General features: G+C 41.3%; 18 protein-coding genes. All 18 read right to left on the reverse strand.

The window, feature by feature from the left end:
- Positions 1 to 33: 33 nt before the first annotated feature.
- The 18 genes from ACRRMM_RS05880 to rpsO all read right to left on the reverse strand — a co-directional run bounded on the left by ACRRMM_RS05880 (position 34) and on the right by rpsO (position 22,331).
- Positions 34 to 3,150 (reverse strand): MMPL family transporter, encoded by a 3,117-nt coding sequence (locus tag ACRRMM_RS05880; protein WP_224563409.1) that lies wholly within the window; start codon positions 3,148 to 3,150, stop codon positions 34 to 36.
- Between the two features lie 319 nt (positions 3,151 to 3,469).
- Positions 3,470 to 4,699 carry an MFS transporter gene (locus tag ACRRMM_RS05885; protein ID WP_227820623.1) on the reverse strand — a complete coding sequence of 410 codons (1,230 nt, stop codon included), beginning with the start codon at positions 4,697 to 4,699 and terminating at the stop codon, positions 3,470 to 3,472.
- A 103-nt stretch (positions 4,700 to 4,802) separates the two neighbouring features.
- Complete coding sequence (locus ACRRMM_RS05890) at positions 4,803 to 5,528, reverse strand: GntR family transcriptional regulator (RefSeq protein ID WP_008344706.1); 726 nt, start codon at positions 5,526 to 5,528, stop codon at positions 4,803 to 4,805.
- A 164-nt stretch (positions 5,529 to 5,692) separates the two neighbouring features.
- On the reverse strand, positions 5,693 to 8,068 hold the full coding sequence (locus ACRRMM_RS05895) for an FtsK/SpoIIIE family DNA translocase (RefSeq protein ID WP_046526661.1): 2,376 nt from the start codon (positions 8,066 to 8,068) through the stop codon (positions 5,693 to 5,695).
- 110 nt (positions 8,069 to 8,178) lie between these two features.
- Positions 8,179 to 8,415, reverse strand: coding sequence for a YlzJ-like family protein (locus tag ACRRMM_RS05900; protein WP_008344712.1), 237 nt, complete (start codon positions 8,413 to 8,415; stop codon positions 8,179 to 8,181).
- On the reverse strand, positions 8,412 to 9,140 hold the full coding sequence (locus tag ACRRMM_RS05905) for a ClpP family protease (protein ID WP_008344713.1): 729 nt from the start codon (positions 9,138 to 9,140) through the stop codon (positions 8,412 to 8,414). Before ACRRMM_RS05905 ends, ACRRMM_RS05900 begins: the two co-directional genes overlap by 4 nt.
- Positions 9,141 to 9,261: 121 nt before the next feature.
- Positions 9,262 to 10,929: a ribonuclease J2 gene (gene rnjB, locus ACRRMM_RS05910; protein WP_008344715.1), complete on the reverse strand. Its 1,668-nt coding sequence runs from the start codon at positions 10,927 to 10,929 to the stop codon at positions 9,262 to 9,264.
- A 171-nt stretch (positions 10,930 to 11,100) separates the two neighbouring features.
- Complete coding sequence (gene dapA / locus ACRRMM_RS05915) at positions 11,101 to 11,967, reverse strand: 4-hydroxy-tetrahydrodipicolinate synthase (protein WP_019744174.1); 867 nt, start codon at positions 11,965 to 11,967, stop codon at positions 11,101 to 11,103.
- A gap of 30 nt (positions 11,968 to 11,997) precedes the next feature.
- On the reverse strand, positions 11,998 to 13,212 hold the full coding sequence (gene dapG, locus ACRRMM_RS05920; RefSeq protein ID WP_099496513.1) for an aspartate kinase: 1,215 nt from the start codon (positions 13,210 to 13,212) through the stop codon (positions 11,998 to 12,000).
- Between the two features lie 92 nt (positions 13,213 to 13,304).
- Complete coding sequence (asd, locus tag ACRRMM_RS05925; protein WP_041090413.1) at positions 13,305 to 14,324, reverse strand: aspartate-semialdehyde dehydrogenase; 1,020 nt, start codon at positions 14,322 to 14,324, stop codon at positions 13,305 to 13,307.
- 139 nt (positions 14,325 to 14,463) lie between these two features.
- On the reverse strand, positions 14,464 to 15,057 hold the full coding sequence (gene dpaB, locus ACRRMM_RS05930) for a dipicolinate synthase subunit B (protein ID WP_008344723.1): 594 nt from the start codon (positions 15,055 to 15,057) through the stop codon (positions 14,464 to 14,466).
- Positions 15,054 to 15,956: a dipicolinic acid synthetase subunit A gene (gene dpaA, locus ACRRMM_RS05935; RefSeq protein WP_428828939.1), complete on the reverse strand. Its 903-nt coding sequence runs from the start codon at positions 15,954 to 15,956 to the stop codon at positions 15,054 to 15,056. Before dpaA ends, dpaB begins: the two co-directional genes overlap by 4 nt.
- Before the next feature lie 123 nt (positions 15,957 to 16,079).
- Positions 16,080 to 16,352 (reverse strand): YlmC/YmxH family sporulation protein, encoded by a 273-nt coding sequence (locus tag ACRRMM_RS05940; RefSeq protein ID WP_008344726.1) that lies wholly within the window; start codon positions 16,350 to 16,352, stop codon positions 16,080 to 16,082.
- Between the two features lie 69 nt (positions 16,353 to 16,421).
- Entirely contained in the window at positions 16,422 to 17,345 is a 924-nt protein-coding gene (locus ACRRMM_RS05945; protein WP_046526659.1) for an aminoglycoside phosphotransferase family protein, read from the reverse strand.
- A 73-nt stretch (positions 17,346 to 17,418) separates the two neighbouring features.
- Complete coding sequence (locus tag ACRRMM_RS05950; protein ID WP_007499520.1) at positions 17,419 to 18,648, reverse strand: M16 family metallopeptidase; 1,230 nt, start codon at positions 18,646 to 18,648, stop codon at positions 17,419 to 17,421.
- 33 nt (positions 18,649 to 18,681) lie between these two features.
- The gene (locus ACRRMM_RS05955) at positions 18,682 to 19,635 is read right to left on the reverse strand and encodes a polysaccharide deacetylase family protein (RefSeq protein ID WP_428828938.1); all 954 of its coding nucleotides are present in this window, start codon (positions 19,633 to 19,635) and stop codon (positions 18,682 to 18,684) included.
- 125 nt (positions 19,636 to 19,760) lie between these two features.
- Positions 19,761 to 21,878, reverse strand: coding sequence for a polyribonucleotide nucleotidyltransferase (gene pnp / locus ACRRMM_RS05960; RefSeq protein WP_007499522.1), 2,118 nt, complete (start codon positions 21,876 to 21,878; stop codon positions 19,761 to 19,763).
- Positions 21,879 to 22,061: 183 nt separating this feature from the next.
- Positions 22,062 to 22,331, reverse strand: coding sequence for a 30S ribosomal protein S15 (gene rpsO / locus ACRRMM_RS05965; protein WP_008354438.1), 270 nt, complete (start codon positions 22,329 to 22,331; stop codon positions 22,062 to 22,064).
- Positions 22,332 to 22,472: the final 141 nt, after the last annotated feature.

Here is a 22,472-nt window from a genome sequence, read left to right on the forward strand (position 1 = left end):
AAACGCCTCTGCTAAAAGCAGAGACGCAAGTTGTTATTTCATTCTAAACGGCCACCAATTCCATTTTCCAAAGATGCGAACCATGACCGGGATAAAGAGTGGTAGAACAACAAAAGCATATAATAAAAGTCCAATGAGTACGACCGTTGCAATTTCAACTAATGATAATACACCCGAGGGCAGCATCGCAGCAAAAGTACCCGCTAAAATAGCAACTGCTGAAATAATGACCGACCCCATATTTCTCATCGCTGATATCATGGATGCTTGAACATGCTCTCCCTTCCATTCATTAAAACGATCCATGAGGAAGATCGAATAATCAATGCCGAGGGTCACAAGGATCACAAAGCTGAAAAATGGAACAGCCCAGCTGACACCATCGTAGCCAAAGAATGTTTTGAAAATCCATTCTGTTAAGCCAATGGATGTAAAATACGTTAATATGAGTGACAGTGTTAAGTATATCGGCATGACGATTGATCTTAATAGTATAACTAAAATAATAAAGATACCAATTAACATGAAAATAACCGTTCTGATAAAGTCACCGTCTGACGTTTCTTTTAAGTCAACATTTAAACTGGAGATACCAGATACACCGTAGTTGGCGTTTTTCAAACCACTTACAGGTAAGTATTGATCAAGGGTTTCCTCGATTTTTGCAACACCTTTCATTGCTTCATTGCTGTATGGATTTACATTTAAAATCACTTCAAAGGTTGTTAATTTACGATCTGGGGACATATACGTATTAAATATTTTCTTAAACTCATGGCGTTTCAATACTTCTTCTGGTATAAACCAGCCCGTTACTTCTTCATCTGGTGCTTCCTGAAGCTGTTTTAAATAGCTGTCCGCCTCGGTAAAGCCGCTTTTTACTTGCTCAAGTCCGGAAATACTTTCATCTAATCCATCTGTTAATAGTGAGAGTTTAGATGATAGCTGGTTAAACCCTTTTTTCACGGCTTTTTGGCCATCTGTCAGCTGATCTGCGCCGTCTTCAATTTTAGGCATTTCTTTGATGAGCTGTTTTTGTCCTTTATTCGTTTCATCAAGACCATCATAAATTTGATCTAAACCTGTCATCAGCTCCTTTACTTGTTGTTTGATTTCTTTTTGCTTGTATGAGAACGTTTGAATGACTTGATCTGCTTTCTTGATCTTTTGTTTAAAGGCAGTTGCTTCCTCTTCATAGACGCTCATTTGCTCTCCAGCTTGATCGATCATTCCTTTTGTGTCTTTGAATACTTTTTTGATTTCTTTATATTCATTCATATCTTTGATTTCTGGAAGCCGGTTTTCAAGCCCTTCAAATGATACGTTTTCGTAGGATTGTTTCACTTTCTTAATCGTTGTCATCAGTTGCTCATTTGATGTTGCGTGACCTTCGAGTGTGCTTACGACTCGTTCAAGATCTTGAATCATGGTTTCACTTTTGCGATATTCTTGCTCTAATTCTTTTTTCGCTTGTTTGATTTCAGTGCGAATGGTTCCTACGCCCTCTTTACTGCGCCTCACACCATCCTCTAAAGAAATGAGTGATTTCCTCACTTCTCCGATCCCACCTTTGATGGCTTTTGTCCCATCAATCAATTGATCAATCCCTTTAGCGGATTCTTCAATTTTTGGTTTTTGTTTGAGAAGTGCTAAGTTTGTTTCGGTCAAGCCATCTGTAATTTTCCCGATGCCCTCATGACCTTTCCCAAGCTCTCCTCCCAGCTCTTTCGCTTGAGAGGTAACGTAGAGCTGACTTAACCCATCTCCAACTGGGCGAGTGACACTGCGAACCGCTTTTACTTCCTCAATGTCATTTAACTTACGGGTCAGTTTTTCAATCATGACAATCTTTTCTTGATTATCGAGCTCATTGTCACTTTCGACAAGCACATTCAGCGGCAGCGCTTCACCAAAGCCAAATTGCTCAGATATCGTATTAAATGCAGACACTGACTCATACTTTGTCCCAATCTCATTTAAACTATTATAAGAAAGAGTGCCGTCATACATCAGAATCGGAGGAACAGTGATGAGTGCAACTACACCTAAGCTGATGAGCGGTCTTTTAAATGAAAAGCGCCCAGCCCATTCCCAAATCTTACTTTGTGGATGACGAATGTTTTCTCTTTTAGACGGCCAAAAAAGGGATTTTCCGAAAACCGACATAAAAAAGGGAACGATTGTGACAAGTGCAATGAGCAGAATGCCAACGCCTACGGCAACGCTGACGGCTGATTGGTACAATTGGAATTTTGCGAAACCAATACTTGAGAAGCCGACTAACACAGCTAAGCCGCTGAAAAAGACCGTTTTCCCTGCACATTGATACGTGATGATAATCGATTCTTTGACATCACGCCCCTGACCAATCTCCTCTTTAAAACGGCTTAAAAGTAATATACAATAATCCGTTCCTATACCGAACATAATAGCTACCATAAAAATCTGAGTGAAATTAGACAGAGGAAATGGTGTATATTCTACGAGAAAAGCCACAATACACCGGCTGACAGCATAAGAAATGCCAATCGTAATAAGCGGGACAACAGGTGCCAGTATCGATCTGAATACAATTATTAAAATAAAGAAAATAAAAATCATCGTGATAAGTTCAGTTTTCTTCAGACCTTGTTGAGAGCTTTTAATGACATCTGAGTCCACAAATTTTTGACCTGTCATTTCATATGAAACGTTGTAGGGCTTTAAAACTTCCTCAATTCGTTCTTTAACCTTCACAGCTTTTGTTTCGTAGTGGTCGAATTTGAATGGAACAAGAAGTGTACTTTTATCCTTTGATAAAAGTTGTTTTTGAATGTCACGTTCTACATGAAAATACGAAGTAATTCCGTCAATGTGGAGTTCTGGGGCATGTGTCATGAGTGCAGCTAAAGCCTTTTTTAATTCCTGCTCTTTGGCAGGGAACAAATGTTGTTCGGAGAATACAATCACACCAGTATCTTTTTTCCCATTATGATCTGAAAGCTTATCCAATAAGTGAAGTGCCTCAGCTGTTGGTGTCCCCTCTGGAACCTTTAACTGCCCTTTTTCTCTTGTTAATTCCTCTAAATTGGGCGCAGTAATAAACAGAATCACAGCTGTTATCATCCACACCATTAATACAATCCATCTTGCTTTAATTATTTGCAACATAGCTGCTTCAAGCTCCTTCTAGTTCATCAATCAATTTGCTGTTTTTGAGCGTGTCTGAAGTGCTGACTTCGTCTCCATCAACGTGCTAATGGCAGGATGACCTATTCAATTGTCCTTTCGTGTTGAAGAAACGCATATCCATCATCAGCCACGAGCTCAATTTCTGACTTAAAACAAAGACAGAAAATGAATGTTTTTGAACACCTCCTATTTGGGATAATTTAAAAGATATTACTATACATTAGTTTAACTATCAAAATTTTACATGTCAATTTATAAAAAAGAAAAAAGATGGCAAAATACCGTCTTTTTTCTATGTTTAAACCGTTTTCAATTGTTCACTTTCATCCTTTTCATCTGGCTGGATAAAAAAGAGGACCAAAAATAATGAAATGAGACTACATATGGTCGATAGAATAAAAACGATGGCGTCTCCTTTATCCATCAGAAATGCGTAAATTGGAGGTCCTAAAGCAACACCGATAAACCGCATGCTGCTATAAAATGACGTAATGGTTCCGCACTGCTCTTTTTCAATACCTTCTGTTATCAACGCATCCAGTGCTGGAAGCACAATGCCGATTCCTACGCCCCCTATACTTAAGCAGACAAACAACACGTAAAAACTGTGATTCCACCATAAAAATATATACGAAAGTGATAAAAGAGCCATACCAACGATGAGAAATATCCTCATTTTCCCCTTTTCTTTTCCGATTGTTTTCCCCGCAATATACGAGCTGATTGATAAGAAAAGGAGCGGGATACTTAGCAGCAAGCCTTTTTTGACACCCGTTATTTGATACGCCGCCTCTAGATTATCTGACAAATAAAAGAGCACGCCAAAAAGAAGAAACATAATAAAACCACCAATAGCAAAAATGGCATAAAGCCAGCGTCCTTCATGCTTAAAAATCGTCTTTGTTGATTTTAAAAACTCTTTAAATGTAGGCGGATCTTCCTCTTTCTTTGCGGATTCAACCATAAACAGTACCATCACAAAGCTAATGATTGAAAAGAATGGAATGAACCAAAACGGTACAAACCAAAACCAAGAAGCGAGAAGTGCCCCAATAATAGGACTTAGTACCTTTCCAGCTGTATTAGAAGTTTCAATGGCTCCAAGTCCCGCACTTACCTCTTCATCATCGTGAAACAAATCGCCAATAAACGGCATAACGACAGGTGCTGCCCCAGCTGAGCCAACTCCTTGAAGGACCCTGCCAAATAGAATCCACATGTAGGGTTCTTTCATGATGGTTGAGGCAACAGCTGCCACAGCTCCTCCAAGTCCTGCGATTAAAAGACACGGCAAAAGCACCTTTTTTCGCCCAATTCGGTCAGATAAATAACCGGCAATCGGAATACACAAAATCGCCACAACGGAGTATACCGTAATAATGAGTGACACTTGAAAGGAAGTGATTGAGAGTTTCTTTTCGATCTCTGGTAATACGGGGATTAGCATCGAGTTCCCAAGTGTCATGATTAGAGGCACTGATGATAATGCAATAATATTCTTTTTACTGACAGTTTTCTCGCCCAACATCATTCACCCAATTCTATATACTGTTACGTATTAGTGTGGCATGTTTCACGGGTTTTATGTATGGGCAAACAAAAAGCAACCGCCTATGGAAGCGACTGCTTTGTTAAAATCGTTTACGTATGACATGGAAGCTGAATTTATCCGCTCGAAAATAATTGAGCGAGTATAAGACCGGCTGATCATCCTGATCATAGTGCATTTGTTTCAGTAAGAGTAACGCTGTTTCTGGGTCACATTCTAGTATCGGTGAAACCTGATCGTGATAACCAATCGGTTCGATGTCTGCCACTGCATATTTAATTCCGCTGTGCGGTTCTCTGCCAAACAGCTCAAAAAGCGATTCTTCCTCATGAGTAAAAGAAGCGGGAAGATGTTTGACCGGAATTTTATCTAAACAATAGACGACTGGCTGTCCATCTGCTGTTCGAACGCGTTCCATTGAAAAAACCTTCTCGGATTCATCACACTGAAAACGAATGACATCATTCTCTGTCGGCTCTCCTTCTTGTGAGGACAAAAAGATGGTACCTGGCGTCATATTGACCTGTTCAATCATTTTTGTGACACTTGTCAGCTGTTCAATGCCAGTAGAAAAAAGCGGTCTTGAGTTGACGAAAGTTCCCACACCATGCCTTCTAATTAAATACTTCTCTTCTTCTAATATACGAAGGGCTTCACGAAGGGTCGCTCTGCTCACGCCTAAAAGCTTTGAGAGCTCAAACTCAGAAGGCAGCTTTTCTTTTTCGGCATATACACCTGTTTGAATATCTTCTTTAATACGGTCAATCACTTTCAAATATAAATGGCGATTGTCTGTTTTGGTCGACATGTTTTCCCTCCGTCTAATCAATGCAAATGATAAGATGAGAAATCTCTATTCCGAGATAAGATGAACATAACTATATCACGTTTTTGCAAATAAATAAATAGTCTGACATCCAGTTAACATAATCAATATATCGTTAACTTCATGTTAGGAAAGCTCTCTTCGAATTATGAAGAGAGCTCGTCATGTTGTTCTTTTGAGAGGAGGACTTCTCTCGGTTTACTGCCTTCATATGGTCCGACAACCCCGCGCTCTTCCATTGCGTCAATAAGACGTGCGGCACGGGTATAACCGATGCGGAACCTCCTTTGCAGCATAGAAACAGAGGCCGTCTGCATGCCAATAATCAGTTCAACTGCTTCATCATATAAGTCGTCGTCCACAGCCCCAAGCTGATCTTGCGTTTCTTCACTTGGGATCATTTCTTCTTGATATTGCGCTTTTTGCTGTGTGATGACATGATCAACGACATGTTCCACTTCTTCATCTGATAAAAAGGCGCCTTGTACACGAACTGGTTTGTTCGCACCGACCGGTAAGAACAACATATCCCCTCTGCCCAGCAATTTTTCTGCGCCTCCCATATCAAGAATGGTCCTTGAATCGGTTTGTGACGATACGCTAAATGCAATACGGGATGGAATATTGGCTTTAATGACACCAGTAATGACATCAACAGAAGGCCTTTGTGTAGCAATAATTAAATGAATCCCCGCAGCACGTGCCATTTGAGAAAGCCTTGTAATGGAATCTTCTACATCAGAGGAAGCAACCATCATTAAATCAGCAAGCTCGTCTACAATGACGACAATATAAGGTAGTTCTGGCTGCTTCGCCTCTTCTGATTGATTCATTCGTTTAATGTAATCATTGTACCCTTCAATATTTCTTGTACCCGTATGAGAAAACAATTCATAACGGCGCTCCATTTCACTAACCACTTTTTTAAGTGCCTGTGAGGCTTTCTTAGGATCAGTCACAACTGGAGCCAACAGATGCGGGATGCCATTATAAACATTTAATTCAACCATTTTCGGGTCAATCATCATCATCTTCACTTCATGAGGTTTTGCTCTCATGAGAATGCTTGTGATAATGCCATTGATACATACGCTCTTTCCGCTTCCTGTCGAGCCAGCCACAAGTAAATGCGGCATTTTGTTCATTTCAGCCAGCACAGCTTCACCAGAAATATTTCGGCCCAGTCCGATGAGCAGCTTGGCATTTGGGCGGTCATTTTGTTTCGATTCTAAAACCTCTTTTAAAGAAACCATTGCAATTTCTGCGTTGGGAACTTCAATTCCGATGGCGGATTTACCAGGAATCGGCGCTTCAATTCGAATGTCTTTTGCTGCTAATGCAAGGGCTAAATCATCACTCAAGTTGACGATCTTACTTACCTTCACGCCGACATCAGGGTATACTTCATATTTTGTGACGGCCGGCCCTAAATGAACTTGTGTCACTTTTGCTTTTACACCGAAGCTTTGGAAGGTCTTTTCAAGTTTTCTTGCATTTTCATAAATATTCTTCTTATCTGTTTGCTGACCTGAATGCTGCGGCTCAGCTAAAATATCAAGAGATGGCAGCTCATAATCCTTATTTTCAAGCTCCGTAAACGTCATAGGCGGAGCTTCTTTCGGTTCATCCCCTGTATCATGAGACGGAGTTCCTTGTACAGTTTCTTGAAGAGGATTTGGCTCTTTGACCGGCTGATCTTTTTGAACTTGCGGTGTGAGCATGTCATCTCGATCAGCAAAACTTGAGATAATCGGCTGACGATTGTCAGAAGCCTGCTCTTCTTCCTCGATCAAGATATGATCATGATCTTCTTCTGTCTCTTCTTGCAAGCGTGAACGTTTTTTCTTTTCACTTGTTTTCTGCGCAGGTGCATTCTTTTTCGCCTGCCTTATGCCTTTCATATCTTCAATAAATGCTTTCCACTGCTTCACCAAAAATTGTGATACAGGCAGCGTCACTTTTTTGACCATTTCTTGCAGTGACCGGTTTGTGATCAGCACAATGCCGATCAGCATTAGCACAATGGCCATGATTTGCGACCCTGCTTGTGCAAACAAGAAATAGGAGGCCGCAAATAATACAGCACCGATCATACCGCCTCCTAAATCGGGCGAGCCTGTCTCACCTTTCATATCCATTAAGAATAACTCAAACGTATTTCTGATTACACTTTGAGAACCTATCACACCTGCAGCTGAAAGATGCTGAAAAAGCTTCACATGGGACAAAAGCAAGATACTCGCAATGATGCAGTATAAACCTGCTTTTCTTCTTGTCAGTAAATCAGGAATTTGTTTTTTCCAAAAGATCGTCACACCAAAAAGAAATAATCCGATAAGGCAGAGAATAAACCATTCACCTGCAAAGAATCGGAATAGATGTACAAAGGTTTGTCCAACTACACCTAGCTGTAAAATGGCAATGATCGCTATGGCAATACAGACTAACCCATTTAGTTCATATTTCAGTTTTAGCTGTTTATTTTGTTTTTTTCTTGTTTTACGTTTTCTCTTTTTCGCCATACTCATCACCTTACTACAAAAGAAAATATAACCTACGAAAAGATCAGAAAGAAAGCAGCCTGGTTTTGGCTGCATCTTGTTGTAAGTTTTCCCTTTATTATAGCATAGAATCATTCATATGAGTCGGTTTGATTGGTGCCTAAATGTAACTTCAATCGCTTACCTGGTGCAAGCTCCTGATTCAAAAAGTCCATTGGATTCGTACTCATCACTTGAACGATTTCCGCTTCATCTTCTTTCATTTCTACCATCACTGGCACGCCCTGAATGTTTACCTGCTGGAGTTTGCGCTCTCCTTGTTCCTCAGCGTAAATGGCTTCATAAGGCATAGGTGTATATAAAATCATTGGATCAGCCCCTCGTTTTGTGCAGCCCGTTCGCCAATAAGCTCGTTCAGCTTTTTAATCGCTTGTCCAACGCCTCCGACTTCATGCATCAGTCCGTATTCAGCCGCCTCATGGCCAACGACATTTGTCCCGATGTCTCTTGTTAGATTGCCTTTAGAGAACATAAGCTCTTTAAATTTCTCTTCTGTAATGTTTGAGTGACTCGTGACAAAATTAATGACTCTTTCCTGCATTTTATCTAAGTATTCAAAGGTTTGCGGAACACCGATGACTAGACCGGTTAAGCGTACAGGGTGAATGGTCATCGTTGCTGTTTCGGCAATGTAAGAATAATCACACGATACGGCGATTGGGACCCCAATAGAGTGGCCGCCGCCAAGCACAATGGATACAGTCGGTTTGGATAAAGAAGCGAGCATTTCCGCAATGGCTAGTCCTGCTTCTACATCGCCGCCGACTGTATTTAAAATGATTAGAAGTCCTTCAATTTTTGGGTTTTGTTCAACTGCTACGATTTGTGGAATGACATGTTCGTATTTGGTTGTTTTATTTTGTGGCGGCAGCTGCATGTGCCCTTCAATTTGTCCAATAATGGTGAGGCAATGTATGTTTGTATCTTGTGACAACTGCGGGACGGCTGTTTCACCAAGCTGTTGTATTTTGCTCATAATGCTATCTTTTTCTTCTGGTTTTCGCTCAGGCTGCTGTTCATTCTGTTCGTCCATTTGTCTCCATCCTTTCCTAAAAACTCTCCTCCTATTATGAACAAGATCGTCACATTCCATCCGCATTCATCATGTCACATCAAAAAAGCCCAAAGAGCTTATGCTCTTTGGACTTTTCTCATCACACTTCCATAATAATTGGAATGATCATTGGCTTGCGTTTTGTTTTTTCATATAGGAATTGATTTAGTACATCGCGCATGGATTGTTTCAGTGTTGACCATTCAACAATTGAGTTTTCCGTTTGCTCTTTCACAATCCCTTTGACCATTTCTGTTGCTTTCACAATCAGCTCTTCGGATTCTCTTACATAAACAAATCCTCTTGTGATGATCTCAGGTCCAGAAATTAATTGTTTCTTTTGTTTATCGAGCGTAATGACCACAATTAAGATGCCATCTTGAGACAATAGGCGTCTATCACGTAAGACAATATTCCCAATATCACCAACACCAAGACCATCGATCAAAATGTTCCCTTGATGTACTTTTTCACCGATTTTGACGTTTTGACCTCTAAATTCCACAACATCCCCTTTATCAATTAAGAAAATGTCGCTTCGTTTCATGCCCACTTCTTCAGCAATACGAGAATGTGCTTTTTGCATGCGATATTCGCCGTTTACTGGAATTAAATACTTTGGCTTCAGTAAGTTCAGCATGAGCTTTAACTCTTCTTGACAGCCATGTCCAGATACATGCACTCGTTTTTGAGCAAAAATCACTTGTGCTCCGCTTCTTGTAAGGAAATCCACCGTTTTTGAATAGGTGAGTTCTTGTCCCGGAAGAGGTGTAGACGCAATCACAACCGTGTCATCTTTTTCAATATGAAGCTGTTTGTGATTTTGTTTCGCCATTTTTGTTAAAGCAGCGAGAGGCTCACCGTGGCTTCCTGCTGTGAGAATGACCACACTGTTTTTCGCCATTTTTTTCACTTCTTGGACTGGAACAAATAATTCTTCGTCTGCTGTCACATAACCAAGTTTGATCGCAAGCTGAAGCGTTGTCATCATATTTTTTCCTGCTACTGCAAGCTTACGGCCATTTTGGTTTGTGGCATTAATGATCTGCTGTACACGGTTAATATTTGATGAAGATACAGCCACAATCACACGATTTTCAGCATTGTACATCGCATTTGAGATTTCGTCTTGGACGAGCGCCTCAGAAGGTGTATAGCCTGGTTTTTCAGCATTTGCACTGTCTGAAAGAAGTGCTAAAACGCCATTGTTTCCAATTTTCGCAATCTCTCCGATGTCACAGGCTTGGTTAAGCGCTGGGGTTTGATCAAATTTAAAATCACCTGTGCATACGATTGAACCAAGAGATGTTTTGAAGCTGATTCCGACTGAATCAGGAATACTGTGATTCGTTCTAAAGAATGATACCTTTGTTGTTTCAAATGTAATGACTGACTTTGCATGAACCTCTCGCAAATCAGCTTTTTGATTGAAGCCGTATTGCTTTAACTTTTCTCGAAGTAACGCAAGGGTCAGCTTCGTGCCGTAAACTGGTACAGACAATTTGCTTAAGCAATGGAATACGCCTCCGATTGCTTCATCATGTCCGTGGGTAAGAAAAATTGCTTTCACCCGATCAGCTCGTTCTGTTAAATAAGAGATATCAGGAATGACCACGTCAATGCCTAGCATTTCGTTTTCTGGATGCATGAGTCCTGCATCTACAACATATATGTCGGAATCAATCTCAATGACATATAAGTTTTTCCCGATTTCTCCAACGCCTCCCAGTGCAATAATTCTTACGTTCTCTGTATTTTTCTTTTTCAAAATTCTTATCCTCCTAGTCTCAAGCCCGTCCATCATCGCTTAATGCTATTATAACTGAATCTAATTTTAGAAAACAAGATGAAGTCACATTTTAAGAAAGTGTTTATGTATAAAAAACGGTCATACTCAGGGACATCTGAGAATGACCGCTTACGAATTTTTTTGTTTTGATCAGCTGTTTAATACGCTGCTTAAATTCAGTCTCTCTTCTTCTGATAAAGGTAAAAGCGGGAGTCGAACAGATCCGACATCTAATCCTTTCAGCTGAAGAGCTGTTTTGACAGGCGTTGGATTTGGCGCTGAGAACAGCTGGTTCATGATCGGCACCAGCTTTTGATGAATCAATGCCGCATTCGCTGTTTGTCCTGAAGCGTAGCTTTTTAGCATTTGCTGCATATCAAGGCCTACGATATGAGAAGCCACAGAGACGACTCCTCTTGCACCAATCGCAACCGCAGGAAGCGTTAGGCTGTCGTCACCAGAGTAAACGTCAAAATCTTCTGGTGTCTCTGCAATGATTTTTGTCATGGCATCTAGATCACCGCTTGCTTCTTTGATTGCGACAATGTTCGGTATTTGCGCAAGCTTAATCGTTGTTTCTGGTGCTAATGAAGCAACCGTTCTTCCTGGTACATTGTAAAGCATGACAGGAAGAGATGTAGACTCGGCAATTGCTTTAAAGTGTGCATACATGCCTTCCTGTGATGGCTTGTTGTAGTAAGGTACGACAAGCATCACTGCATCAACGCCCGCTTCTTCTGCTTTTTTCGTTAGTTTAATAGACGCATTTGTGTTATTACTGCCTGTTCCTGCAATGATTTTACAACGACCATTTGCTAATTTCACCGATTGCTGAAAAAGAGCGACTTTTTCTTCAGTCGATAAAGTTGGCGATTCGCCTGTTGTCCCTGCAACGACTAAAGAGTCACTGCCGTTTTTTAACAAGTAATCAATGAGAATTGATAGCTTTTGGAAATCAATGTTGCCCTTTTTATCAAAAGGTGTAATCATAGCTGTTGCGATATTTCCGAAATTCATTTTTTTCACCTCATCATGATTCAATCACATTTATCTTGAAAGTTCAAACACTTCATGAAGGGCATTGACAGCCGCTCTCATGTTTTCTTCGTTCACTAACACCCAAATCGTCGTATGACTGTCAGCGGACTGTAAGATCGGAATATTTTGCTCAGATAGTGCAGATACAATTTTAGATGTGACACCTGGTACACCCATAATGCCTGCTCCAACAGCTGATACCTTTGCACAGTTTGTCGTGACAATCGGCGTATAGCCCAGATCTTTTAGGATCGCCGTTGCTTTTTCAGTCATTGCACCTGTCACCGTATAGACGATTTCGCTCGGTGTAATGTTGAAGAAATCGACACTGATTTGGGCATTTGCCATTGCTTTAAAGACTTCTGTTTGTACGCTGTACTGTCCCTCTTTAGCTGGGACTTTGAATTGTGTGACATCATTGACATGTGCAATACCCGTAATCAGGCGGTCGTACACATCATGACTCATTTTATCAGAGTAGTGCGATGTCACGAGTGTGCCCTCATCATCAGAGTATGTTGAACGGACCCTCATTGGTACTTTTGCTTGCATGGCAATTTCAACAGCTCTAGGGTGAATGACTTTTGCCCCTTGGTATGCGAGGTTACAAATTTCTGTGTATGTCACGACTCTCAGTGGTTTTGCATTTTCTACGATACGAGGATCTGCTGTCATGACCCCTTCTACATCTGTAAAAATATCGATGTAATCTGCCTGCAATGCAGCGCCTAACGCAGCAGCTGACGTATCACTGCCGCCTCGTCCGATTGTTGTCACGTCTCCATTTTTTGCAGCGCCTTGGAATCCAGCAACGACAACCACGTCATGCTCTGAAAGTGCCGCCTCAAGACGTTCACACTTCATGTCAATAATTTTCGCATTTGTATGTTCTTTATCTGTCACAAAGCCTGCCTGTGATCCAGTCATCGCTACAGCCTTTAGCCCGTTTTCATTCAGCATACTTGAAAAAACAACAGCTGAAATATTTTCTCCGCAAGACACGAGTAAATCTTTTTCTCGGTTTGTCATATGCTGCGCACTGCCGTAAAGCAGACCTAGCAGTGTATCTGTCGCATAAGGATCGCCTTTTCGTCCCATCGCAGACACGACAACGACCGATTTATAGCCTTTCTCTTTTGCAGATAAGATATGTGCAAGTGCCCTTTTTCTTCCTTGATCATCTTTGACAGATGTACCGCCAAATTTTTGGACAATTATTTTCACTGTTTTCACTCCAAGTTCATTCTGACGTAACAGAAGAGAGCAGGCGAAAGATGCCTAACTCTCTTCTATTCGTCCTCATCATCCATTGAATGTTAAACTAATTTTAATGCTCGTAAGCTTTCTGCAATTTGAACGGAGTTCCATGCAGCGCCTTTTAGCAGGTTATCAGATACAATCCACATATGGAAGCCATTTGGACGATCCAAATCCTTCCGAATGCGGCCGACAAATACGTCGTTTTTACCAACAGCATCTGCAGGCATTGGATAAATTTGCTGAGACGGATCATCTTGTAATGTGATGCCTGGTGCATCTTTTAGGATGGACTTGATGTCATCAACCGTTGCGTCATTTGATTCAAGTTCAACGTAAACCGATTCTGAATGACCCGTTTCAATTGGTAGTCTCACACATGTTGCTGCTACTTCCAGCTCTGGCAAATGCATGATTTTTTTCGTTTCATTGATCATTTTCATTTCTTCAAATGTATAGCCATTATCTTGGAATTTATCAATTTGCGGAATCGCATTAAAGGCAATTTGATAAGGCATGACTTCTGGTTTCACATCTTCTTTATTTAAAATGGCTTGCGACTGGCTGTACAGTTCGTCTATGGCTTCATGTCCTGCACCTGATACTGCTTGGTAAGTAGACACAATGACTTTTTTCATGCCATACGCTTGACGAAGCGGTTCTAGCGCCGCCACCATTTGAATCGTTGAACAGTTAGGGTTTGCAATGATCCCTTGATGGTCATGCAAATCTTTTTCGTTTACCTCTGGTACGACAAGAGGGGTATTTTCGTCCATACGAAAAGCACTTGTATTATCGACAACAATTGCACCTCGTTTGACTGCTTCAGGAGCTAGCGCTTTGGAAACATTTCCTCCCGCACTGAATAGTGCAATATTGACCCCTTCAAAGCTTTCAGGTGTTGCTTCTTGAACGGTATACTCTTGACCTCTGAATGTCACTTTTGTTCCAGCAGAACGTTTTGAGGATAGTAGGGTAAGTGTATCCATTTCAAAATCTCTGTCAGCTAGTGTTTTTAACATTTGTTGACCGACAGCTCCAGTCGCTCCAACTACAGCTACATGCAATCCTCTTCCCATCAGTAAAACTCCTTCCGACCCATCCATGATTCTTTTCTTTCGGATGGCCATCCTATGACTTTTTACATTTTATTTTACCATAGAAAAGCAAGGCTTGAAGTACCTTTTTTGAATCTTTCATGATTTTCTAGTGAATCTATTATTCGTTTGCTCCAATTAAAATGGGCTGAATTTGTCTATGCTCGAGCGCCTCTTCTACCGTTTTCGTCAGTAGATCCATATGCGCTACCATGGAAGTCGGTTTTTTGAATGGATCATCTTGGCCGAATGGAATAAAGAAAATGTTCTTTGTCGACATGAGTCTCATGAGATTTGTACCATTTAAACCTAATGCATCATTGGTGGAAATGCCTAAAACGACAGGGCGGTGATTACGAATGGTCGCCTTAGCAGCCATTAAGACTGGACTGTCTGTCAGTGCATTTGCAAATTTCGCCATTGAATTGCCTGTTAAAGGTGCAATGACCATACAATCAAGTGGAAGTTTTGGTCCGAGTGGCTCTGCTTTGACGATTGAGTCAATCGCTTGAAATCCTGTCAGCTTCTCAATCCGCTCAATCCAGTCCGCTCCTTCTCCGAATCTCGTATTCGTATTTTGCACCGTATATGACACGACAGGACGCACTTCTGCCCCTTCTTTCACGAGTGATTCGATTTGCGGAAAAACGGCTTCGTACGTGCAGTGAGAACCTGTTAAACCAAAGCCGATTCTTTTCCCTTTTAGTGTAGTCATGATTTCATCCCCCTTTTTTCCTCCGCAAGTTCACATAAGAGCCCAGAAAGCACTTTTGCAATGATCTGCCCGGCTGTCTTTGGTGCCACAATCCCTGGAAGTCCTGGTGCAAGAAGTGCCTTCACTCCATGCTTTTGTGCAAAGTCAAAGTCTGTTCCACCTGGGCGGGAGGCGATATCCAAAATGAGTGTCTTTGGTGTCATGCTGACGATGACAGATGAATCTAATACTAAGCTTGGAATCGTATTGATGATGATGTCGACATCCGTTACTTCATCTTTTAAACGGTCCATTGAAAATGGATCAAGTCCCATCTCAAAGGCTCGCGCTAAATGGGCTGTATCCGCAGCACCAACTTTCACTTCCGCACCTAGCGCCCGAAATGTGCGGGCAATGGTGAGCCCTGTTCGACCAAGTCCGAGAACAGCGACATGTGACCCATGAATCGTATAGTCCGTTTGCTGAATAGCCATCATGATAATCCCTTCAACTGTTGGAATAGAGTTATATATGGCAATATCATCTCGCTCAAACAGCTTCACAAGCTTCCGGTTCACCTGCTTTGCCATATTGTCTAAGTACATATTAGAAATACCTGAGTACAAGGTACAATGTGCAGGGGTTCTTTCTAAATATTTAGCTTCTAGCACGACCTTCTCATTTGAAAAAACGGTGGCAACGACCCCTTCGTCTGTAGCACCTGATACCGGAAGGATCATACTGTCTACCTGCTCAAATGGAAGCTCTGACATTTTCAGCTTTTCAGCACCAATAAATCCATGATCCAGCTGATCAAAACCGACCAAACACACTTTGGCATGCTGCTGTGACAGCTTGCGAATGATTTCAAGCTGCCTAGCATCTCCCCCGATCACCGCAACCGTTAAACCGCTCAACATACTGACCGTTCACCTTCTTTATTTAAAAAAGTCTGTAATATTTTCCGAATCTCCCTTTCAGCATATGAGGAGAGGATTCAGCCTGTGAACAAATCGGGAAGAGAAAAGAAAAAGAGCACCCTTTTATGATGGGTGCTCTTTTTCTCCGTGCGGCTGAAGTTCTTCAGGCACATCGAGAATGATCATATCTGATCCTATTTTTTGAATGTGATTCCACGGAACGCGGATGTCATTTCCTTGTTTTCGAAAGCCAAACCATTTGACGGAAGGTATGATGAGTGCTGTAATTTGACCGTCCTGTTCATTTATTTCAAGGTCGGTTTGTCCAAGCACGCCAAGCCGCTCCGCTCTTTTAATATCGACGATCTCTTTTCCTGACAGCTCACTCAGCCTCAAAATCGCATCACTCCCCTTCCATATCATATATGCAGCACTGAGGGGGAATAGACCGGGCCATTCTATAGGTCACGAATGAAGCCTATCTACATACCAAACTGGTATAAGTTGAGTAAAACGATTATGGTCTGACAGTATTCTCTCCACTCGATTCACCATATCTTTTACATGTCCCGGATCATGGGATAACGTCCAAACAATAGAAGAAAAGCAACTCATAGCTGTATACATGGAAAAAAGAAGCCAAAAATTACGTGTTACCTGCGTGGTGCTTAAATAGGCATCCAATTGCCCGGCTGAAAATGGAATGCTGCTTTCTCGACTAAATAAAGACAGTTTATAAAAGTCATGAATCGGATCACCCCAGTCGGATTGATCAAAGTCGATCACCCCAGCATATTGATGACGCTGTATAATGATATTCCCTAAATGAAAATCATCATGCTGGAACTGGTTTGGCCTCCCTTTTACCGCATCAGCATGTGACTGAATAAAATCTAATACGAACTGATCATGGGAAAAGGTCACTCCGCTTGATTGATAGGCATGTACATACCGTTCATGTTTCGCTAATACCTTCTTATCCCAGGGGGCTGCATAAAAAGGGGCATCGCATGTATGCATGATACTCAAGTCTCTGCCTGCCCGCCTTCCGATTTCATACTGCTCTTCTTCTGTGAGCAGATGAATAGATGCTCTAGCAATCTCTCCTTCGATAAATGGAAAAATACGAAAGGTACAGTTTTGTTCAGCACTCACTCCGACCTCCATCACTTCAGAACAAATAACGCCTCGATTTTTTAACTTCTGCTGAATGGACGCTTTCTTTTTCAAACTGGCATATTTCTGAATGTCTGATAGCTTGAGTACTAGCTTTTCACTAGGCGTTGTGACCAAAAAGGTGCGGTCTCCCGAAAATCCAGATGTCATCGGCCGGAAAGAGATGGCTTGTTTAAGAAGCGGAGATAGCTGTTTCAGTTTTTCGTGTTTCATGAACGCAGAGCCCCTTTCTTCTTGGTATACAATAAACGGCAGACCTCTTTAGAAGTCTGCCGTGTTGTTTACATTATGATGGCTGATCACCCGTTGGACTAATAAGCGAGAGAGCATAATCTTCTGTAAAGATTCTTTTCGATAAATTGTTCACGCCGTCTAATGAGACGCGATTGATTTCATCAATAATTTCATCAAGCGTACGATGTTTGCCAAGGAGTAATTCATTTTTACCATTTCGGCTCATCTTGCTGTTTGTGCTTTCAAGACTAAGCATGAGGTTGCCTTTCATTTGCTCCTTAGAGTTTTCAAGTTCTTTCTGCGTAATTCCCTCACGTTTTAAGACGTCTAATGTTTGTAAGATGGTTTCAGATAGCAGGTTCAGCTGCTTCGCTCCAGTTCCACCATAGATCGTCAGCATTCCGTTATCTGCAAATGAACTATGATAGCTGAATACAGAATACGCAAGTCCTTTATCTTCTCTTACGTCTTGGAACAACCGGCTGCTCATGCTACCGCCTAGAACATTATTTAAGACGATTAAGTCATAGATGCCCTGATCTCCAGCAGGAAGTCCGTTAAAGCCCATGCAAAGGTGCGCTTGTTCTGTTTCCTTTTTGCGTGTCAGTTTGTCATAGTGGAATTGCGGGGCTTCGACAGGCTGCTTTTTCCCCTTTCCTTCATACGAGCCAAATAATGTTTCGACCTCACGAATGAAGGTGTCATCGACGTTCCCTGCAACAGAGATGACGACGCGATCCGGCGTATAGAATTCGTCCATATATTTTCGAAGGGAATCACCGTTAAAAGTAGAGAGTGTTTCCTCTGTCCCTAAAATCGGATAACCTAATGAATGATCACCGTAAATGGCTTTACTTAACAAATCATGAACGATGTCATCAGGAGTATCTTCATACATTTTAATTTCTTCATAGACCACATTTTTTTCTTTCTTCAGCTCTTCTTCGTCAAAAGCAGAGTTGAAAAACATGTCACTCAACACATCGAGGGCATACCCAGCATGTGAATCAAGTACCTTTGCATAATAGCAAGTATATTCTTTTGACGTAAAGGCATTCACTTGACCACCAATGCGGTCAAAGGATTCTGCGATATCACGTGCAGATCTCGTCTTTGTTCCTTTAAAGAACATATGCTCTAAAAAGTGTGAGATCCCATTTACTTCTGGTGTCTCATGTCTAGAACCTGTTCCAATCCAGACACCAATGGCGACAGACCTTACAGTGGGATTGTTTTCAAGTACAATTCTTACTCCGTTTTGGCATGTATACGTTTTGACCAAGTTTTGCTCCTCCTATTCAACAAACAGATCGCATCACGGATGTCTTTTTTCACTTAGGAGGTCAGAAACCGTTCCTAATTCATATCCTCTTTCTTTGATTTGAATGATAAGTGCGTCAAGACTTCTCGCTGTTGCGTCTGTTGGATGCATTAATATCATCGCCCCATTGTGAATTTTCCCAAGCACTCGTTTTTGTAATACAGCTGGTGATGGTTTTTGCCAGTCGATCGTGTCTACTGTCCACATAATGGTTTCCATTCCTTCTTGTTTCGCAAGCTTTACTGTTTCTTCTTTAAAGCTGCCACTTGGAGGCGCAAACCATATCGGTTTTTTCCCAAGGGATTCTTCAATTTGGCGATTTGTTTTAATCATCTGCTCTAATGCTCGTTCTCTTGTCAGTGTGCGCATATCCGGGTGATTGTATGAATGATTTCCAATTTCATGACCATCTGCCACGATTTTTTTAGCAAGGTCTGGACTGTTTTTCACCCATTTGCCTTCTAAGAAAAAGGTTGCCTTCACTTGATGCTTTTCTAGTGTATTCAACATCTTTGTTAAATGATCGTCGCCCCAAGCTACATTGATCAGGAATGCATTCATCTTTTTGTCTGGATGTCCCTTATAGATAGGTTCAGCACCAAGTTCATGTAAATGGACAGATGGTTTTGTTTCTTTAAAAACAAGCAGCTTTTCATCGAAAGAGCCCTGTTTTTTCATTTTTTCGTAAGAAGCATCGATATCGACTGTCTGTCCATTTAAACCAGGCATCTTTTTCCACACTTTATCAATCTTAGCATTTTGCGGCTTCTCTTCATAGTCAGAAGACTTCGATTCGATCTCTTGATACAGAATATCTTTTGAAACAGATGCTACCTCGGCGTGCTCTTTCATTGAATTCATATATGTAACAGCAGCCGGCTGCTTCATCGTTTGATATGACACGAGCAGTAAAAATACAAACACAAAGAATGGTATCGTTTTTTTCAATGGTTGTCCCTCCCCTTTACCACAAATTATGATGGGGAGAAACAAGCTAGAACTATTGTTACGCGCAAGAAAAGAAAGAAGCCTGGCACGGATACCTGGCTTCTAACACATTTTATTTGTTCTCATTAAGACTGCTTTTCTTCTTTTTCCTTTTCTTCACGTAAAACAGCTTTACGGGAAAGGTTTACACGGCCTTGTTTATCGATCTCAGTGACTTTGACGAGTAGTTCGTCACCAATCTTCACGACATCTTCTACTTTGCCAACACGTTCAAGTGCAAGCTCAGAAATATGAACAAGTCCATCTTTGCCGCTGAAGATTTCAAGGAAGGCACCGAATTTTTCAATTCGTTTTACTTTACCTAAGTAAAGTTGGCCAACTTCAACTTCTCTGACAAGATCTTCTATGATTTTCTTCGCTTTTTGGTTCATGTCTTCTTCAGTAGAAGAGATAAAGATTGTACCGTCTTGTTCAATATCAATTTTCACACCGGTATCTTCAATGATTTTATTGATTTGTTTACCGCTTGGTCCAATGACATCGCGAATTTTATCTGGATTGATTGTCATCGTTAAGATTTTTGGTGCATAACGTGACAATTCTCCTCTAGAAGCTGGAATCGTTGACAGCATGCTATCTAAAATTTCCATTCTTCCTTTTTTCGCTTGTTGAAGTGCTTCTTCTAAAATGTCTTTTGATAGACCATCGATTTTAATGTCCATTTGAAGCGCTGTTACACCTTTAGATGTACCTGCTACTTTAAAGTCCATATCTCCAAGTGCATCTTCCATTCCTTGAATGTCTGTCAGCACTGTGTAGTATTCACCAGATTTAACAAGTCCCATTGCAATCCCTGCAACTGGTGCTTTAATTGGAACACCTGCATCCATCATCGCAAGTGTGCTCGCACAAATACTTGCTTGTGAAGTAGAACCGTTTGATTCTAACACCTCAGACACAAGGCGAACCGTATAAGGGAAATCTTTTTCAGATGGAATGACTGGCTCTAATGCACGTTCGCCTAGCGCACCATGTCCAATCTCACGACGTCCTGGACCACGCATTGGGCCGGTCTCACCAACACTGAATTGCGGGAAGTTATAATGGTGCATGAATCGCTTAGACTCTTCAACACCAAGACCATCAAGAATCTGTACATCACCAAGTGCACCTAATGTACAAATACTGAGTGCCTGTGTTTGGCCTCTTGTAAACAATCCTGAACCGTGCGTTCTTGGAAGAAGTCCTACCTCTGAAGAAAGTGGACGTATTTGATCGACGCCGCGTCCATCTGGACGTACTTTCTCTTCAGTAATAAGGCGGCGAACTTCGTTTTTCACAAGCTTGTTTAAGACATCCTTCGCTTGTTTAATCGTTGCTTCGTCACGCTCTTCTTCTTCAAATTTTTGAACGACAGCTTTTTTCACAGCACTGATGGCATCTTCACGAGCATGCTTCTCATGTACTTGAATCGCTTTCAGTAGATCCGCTTCAGCAAGTTGTTTTACTTCCTCTGCTAATGCTTGATCGACTTCATATAAAGGAATATCGATTTTTTCTTTACCGACAGCTTTTACAATTTCTTCTTGGAATTCGATTAAGCGTTTGATCTCTTGATGGCCGTACATGATGGCTTCAAGCATTGTTTCTTCTGGTACTTCATCAGCACCAGCTTCTACCATGTTGATTGCATCTTTTGTTCCAGCTACAACAAGGTTGATATCGCTTTGTTCAAGCTGCTCAACATTTGGGTTGATGATGAGCTTTCCATCTACTCGTCCTACTGTCACGCCAGCGATTGGTCCCTCAAATGGAATGTCAGACACACATAAAGCTAAAGATGAGCCAAACATTGCAGCCATTTCAGATGAACAATCTTGATCCACACTCATGACAATACTAATGACTTGTACTTCATTTCTAAATCCGTCTGCAAATAGTGGACGAATCGGTCTGTCAATTAAGCGGCTCGCAAGGATTGCTTTTTCACTTGGGCGGCCTTCTCTTTTAATGAAACCACCAGGAATTTTACCAACTGCATATAATCTTTCTTCGTAGTTTACAGTGAGCGGGAAAAAATCAAGTGGTTTTGGTTCTTTAGATGCTGTTGCTGAGCTAAGCACAGCCGTATCTCCGTAGCGTACGAGAACCGCTCCGTTTGCTTGCTTTGCAAGCTGGCCAGTTTCAACTGTCAGTTGACGTCCAGCCCAGTCTATGGTGAAGACTTGTTTCTCTTGTCCCATTCTGAGATAAACTCCTCTCTTGTCGTAAAGTTTTTAGGTTATTTCTTATTATGAACAAAATGATTTTCACATATCAATGTGAAAGCTGTATGTAGAAGGGTTTTTGCCATTCTTTCAACATTTTAACCATAAAATATTAGTGATTATACGATAAAAAAGCGGGAATCCTCCCGCTTTTTACGATTATCGACGTAAGCCTAGTTTGTTAATTAACTCACGGTAACGAGTTACGTCTTTATTACGTAGATACGTAAGAAGATTACGACGTCTACCTACCATTTTCAAAAGACCGCGACGTGAGTGGTGATCTTTCTTATGAGTACGTAAATGCTCGTTCAAGTTGTTAATTGATTCTGTTAGGACAGCGATCTGAACTTCTGGAGATCCAGTATCAGATTCGTGTGTTTTGAACTCATTAATTAATTGAGTTTTACGCTCTTGAGTAATAGCCATCCTGTTTCACCTCCAAATCATGTTAGCCCCATCTACCTCGCAACCGTCGGTGAAGTCGGCCTGCCAAGTAAGTGGTTTTAAAGCTACAGGAATTATCATACTAAAAATATGCCGATTTTGCAAATGATAGAGTGGTTTTTC

The organism is Bacillus sp. XT-4 (genome assembly GCF_050864245.1).
GTDB classification, from domain to species: domain Bacteria; phylum Bacillota; class Bacilli; order Bacillales; family Bacillaceae; genus Bacillus; species Bacillus altitudinis.

Excerpts from the sequence above, each read along its gene's own strand:
- dpaA (WP_428828939.1), bottom strand. The coding sequence starts at position 15,956 with ATGTTGAGCGGTTTAACGGTTGCGGTGATCGGGGGAGATGCTAGGCAG.
- rpsO (WP_008354438.1), bottom strand. The coding sequence starts at position 22,331 with ATGGCTATTACTCAAGAGCGTAAAACTCAATTAATTAATGAGTTCAAA.
- ACRRMM_RS05905 (WP_008344713.1), bottom strand. The coding sequence starts at position 9,140 with ATGGACGAACAGAATGAACAGCAGCCTGAGCGAAAACCAGAAGAAAAA.
- ACRRMM_RS05895 (WP_046526661.1), bottom strand. The coding sequence starts at position 8,068 with ATGGCGAAAAAGAGAAAACGTAAAACAAGAAAAAAACAAAATAAACAG.
- ACRRMM_RS05890 (WP_008344706.1), bottom strand. The coding sequence starts at position 5,528 with ATGTCGACCAAAACAGACAATCGCCATTTATATTTGAAAGTGATTGAC.
- dapA (WP_019744174.1), bottom strand. The coding sequence starts at position 11,967 with ATGAATTTCGGAAATATCGCAACAGCTATGATTACACCTTTTGATAAA.
- dpaB (WP_008344723.1), bottom strand. The coding sequence starts at position 15,057 with ATGACTACACTAAAAGGGAAAAGAATCGGCTTTGGTTTAACAGGTTCT.
- asd (WP_041090413.1), bottom strand. The coding sequence starts at position 14,324 with ATGGGAAGAGGATTGCATGTAGCTGTAGTTGGAGCGACTGGAGCTGTC.
- ACRRMM_RS05880 (WP_224563409.1), bottom strand. The coding sequence starts at position 3,150 with ATGTTGCAAATAATTAAAGCAAGATGGATTGTATTAATGGTGTGGATG.
- ACRRMM_RS05885 (WP_227820623.1), bottom strand. The coding sequence starts at position 4,699 with ATGTTGGGCGAGAAAACTGTCAGTAAAAAGAATATTATTGCATTATCA.
- pnp (WP_007499522.1), bottom strand. The coding sequence starts at position 21,878 with ATGGGACAAGAGAAACAAGTCTTCACCATAGACTGGGCTGGACGTCAA.
- ACRRMM_RS05945 (WP_046526659.1), bottom strand. The coding sequence starts at position 17,345 with ATGAAACACGAAAAACTGAAACAGCTATCTCCGCTTCTTAAACAAGCC.
- ACRRMM_RS05900 (WP_008344712.1), bottom strand. The coding sequence starts at position 8,415 with ATGATTTTATATACACCTATGCCTTATGAAGCCATTTACGCTGAGGAA.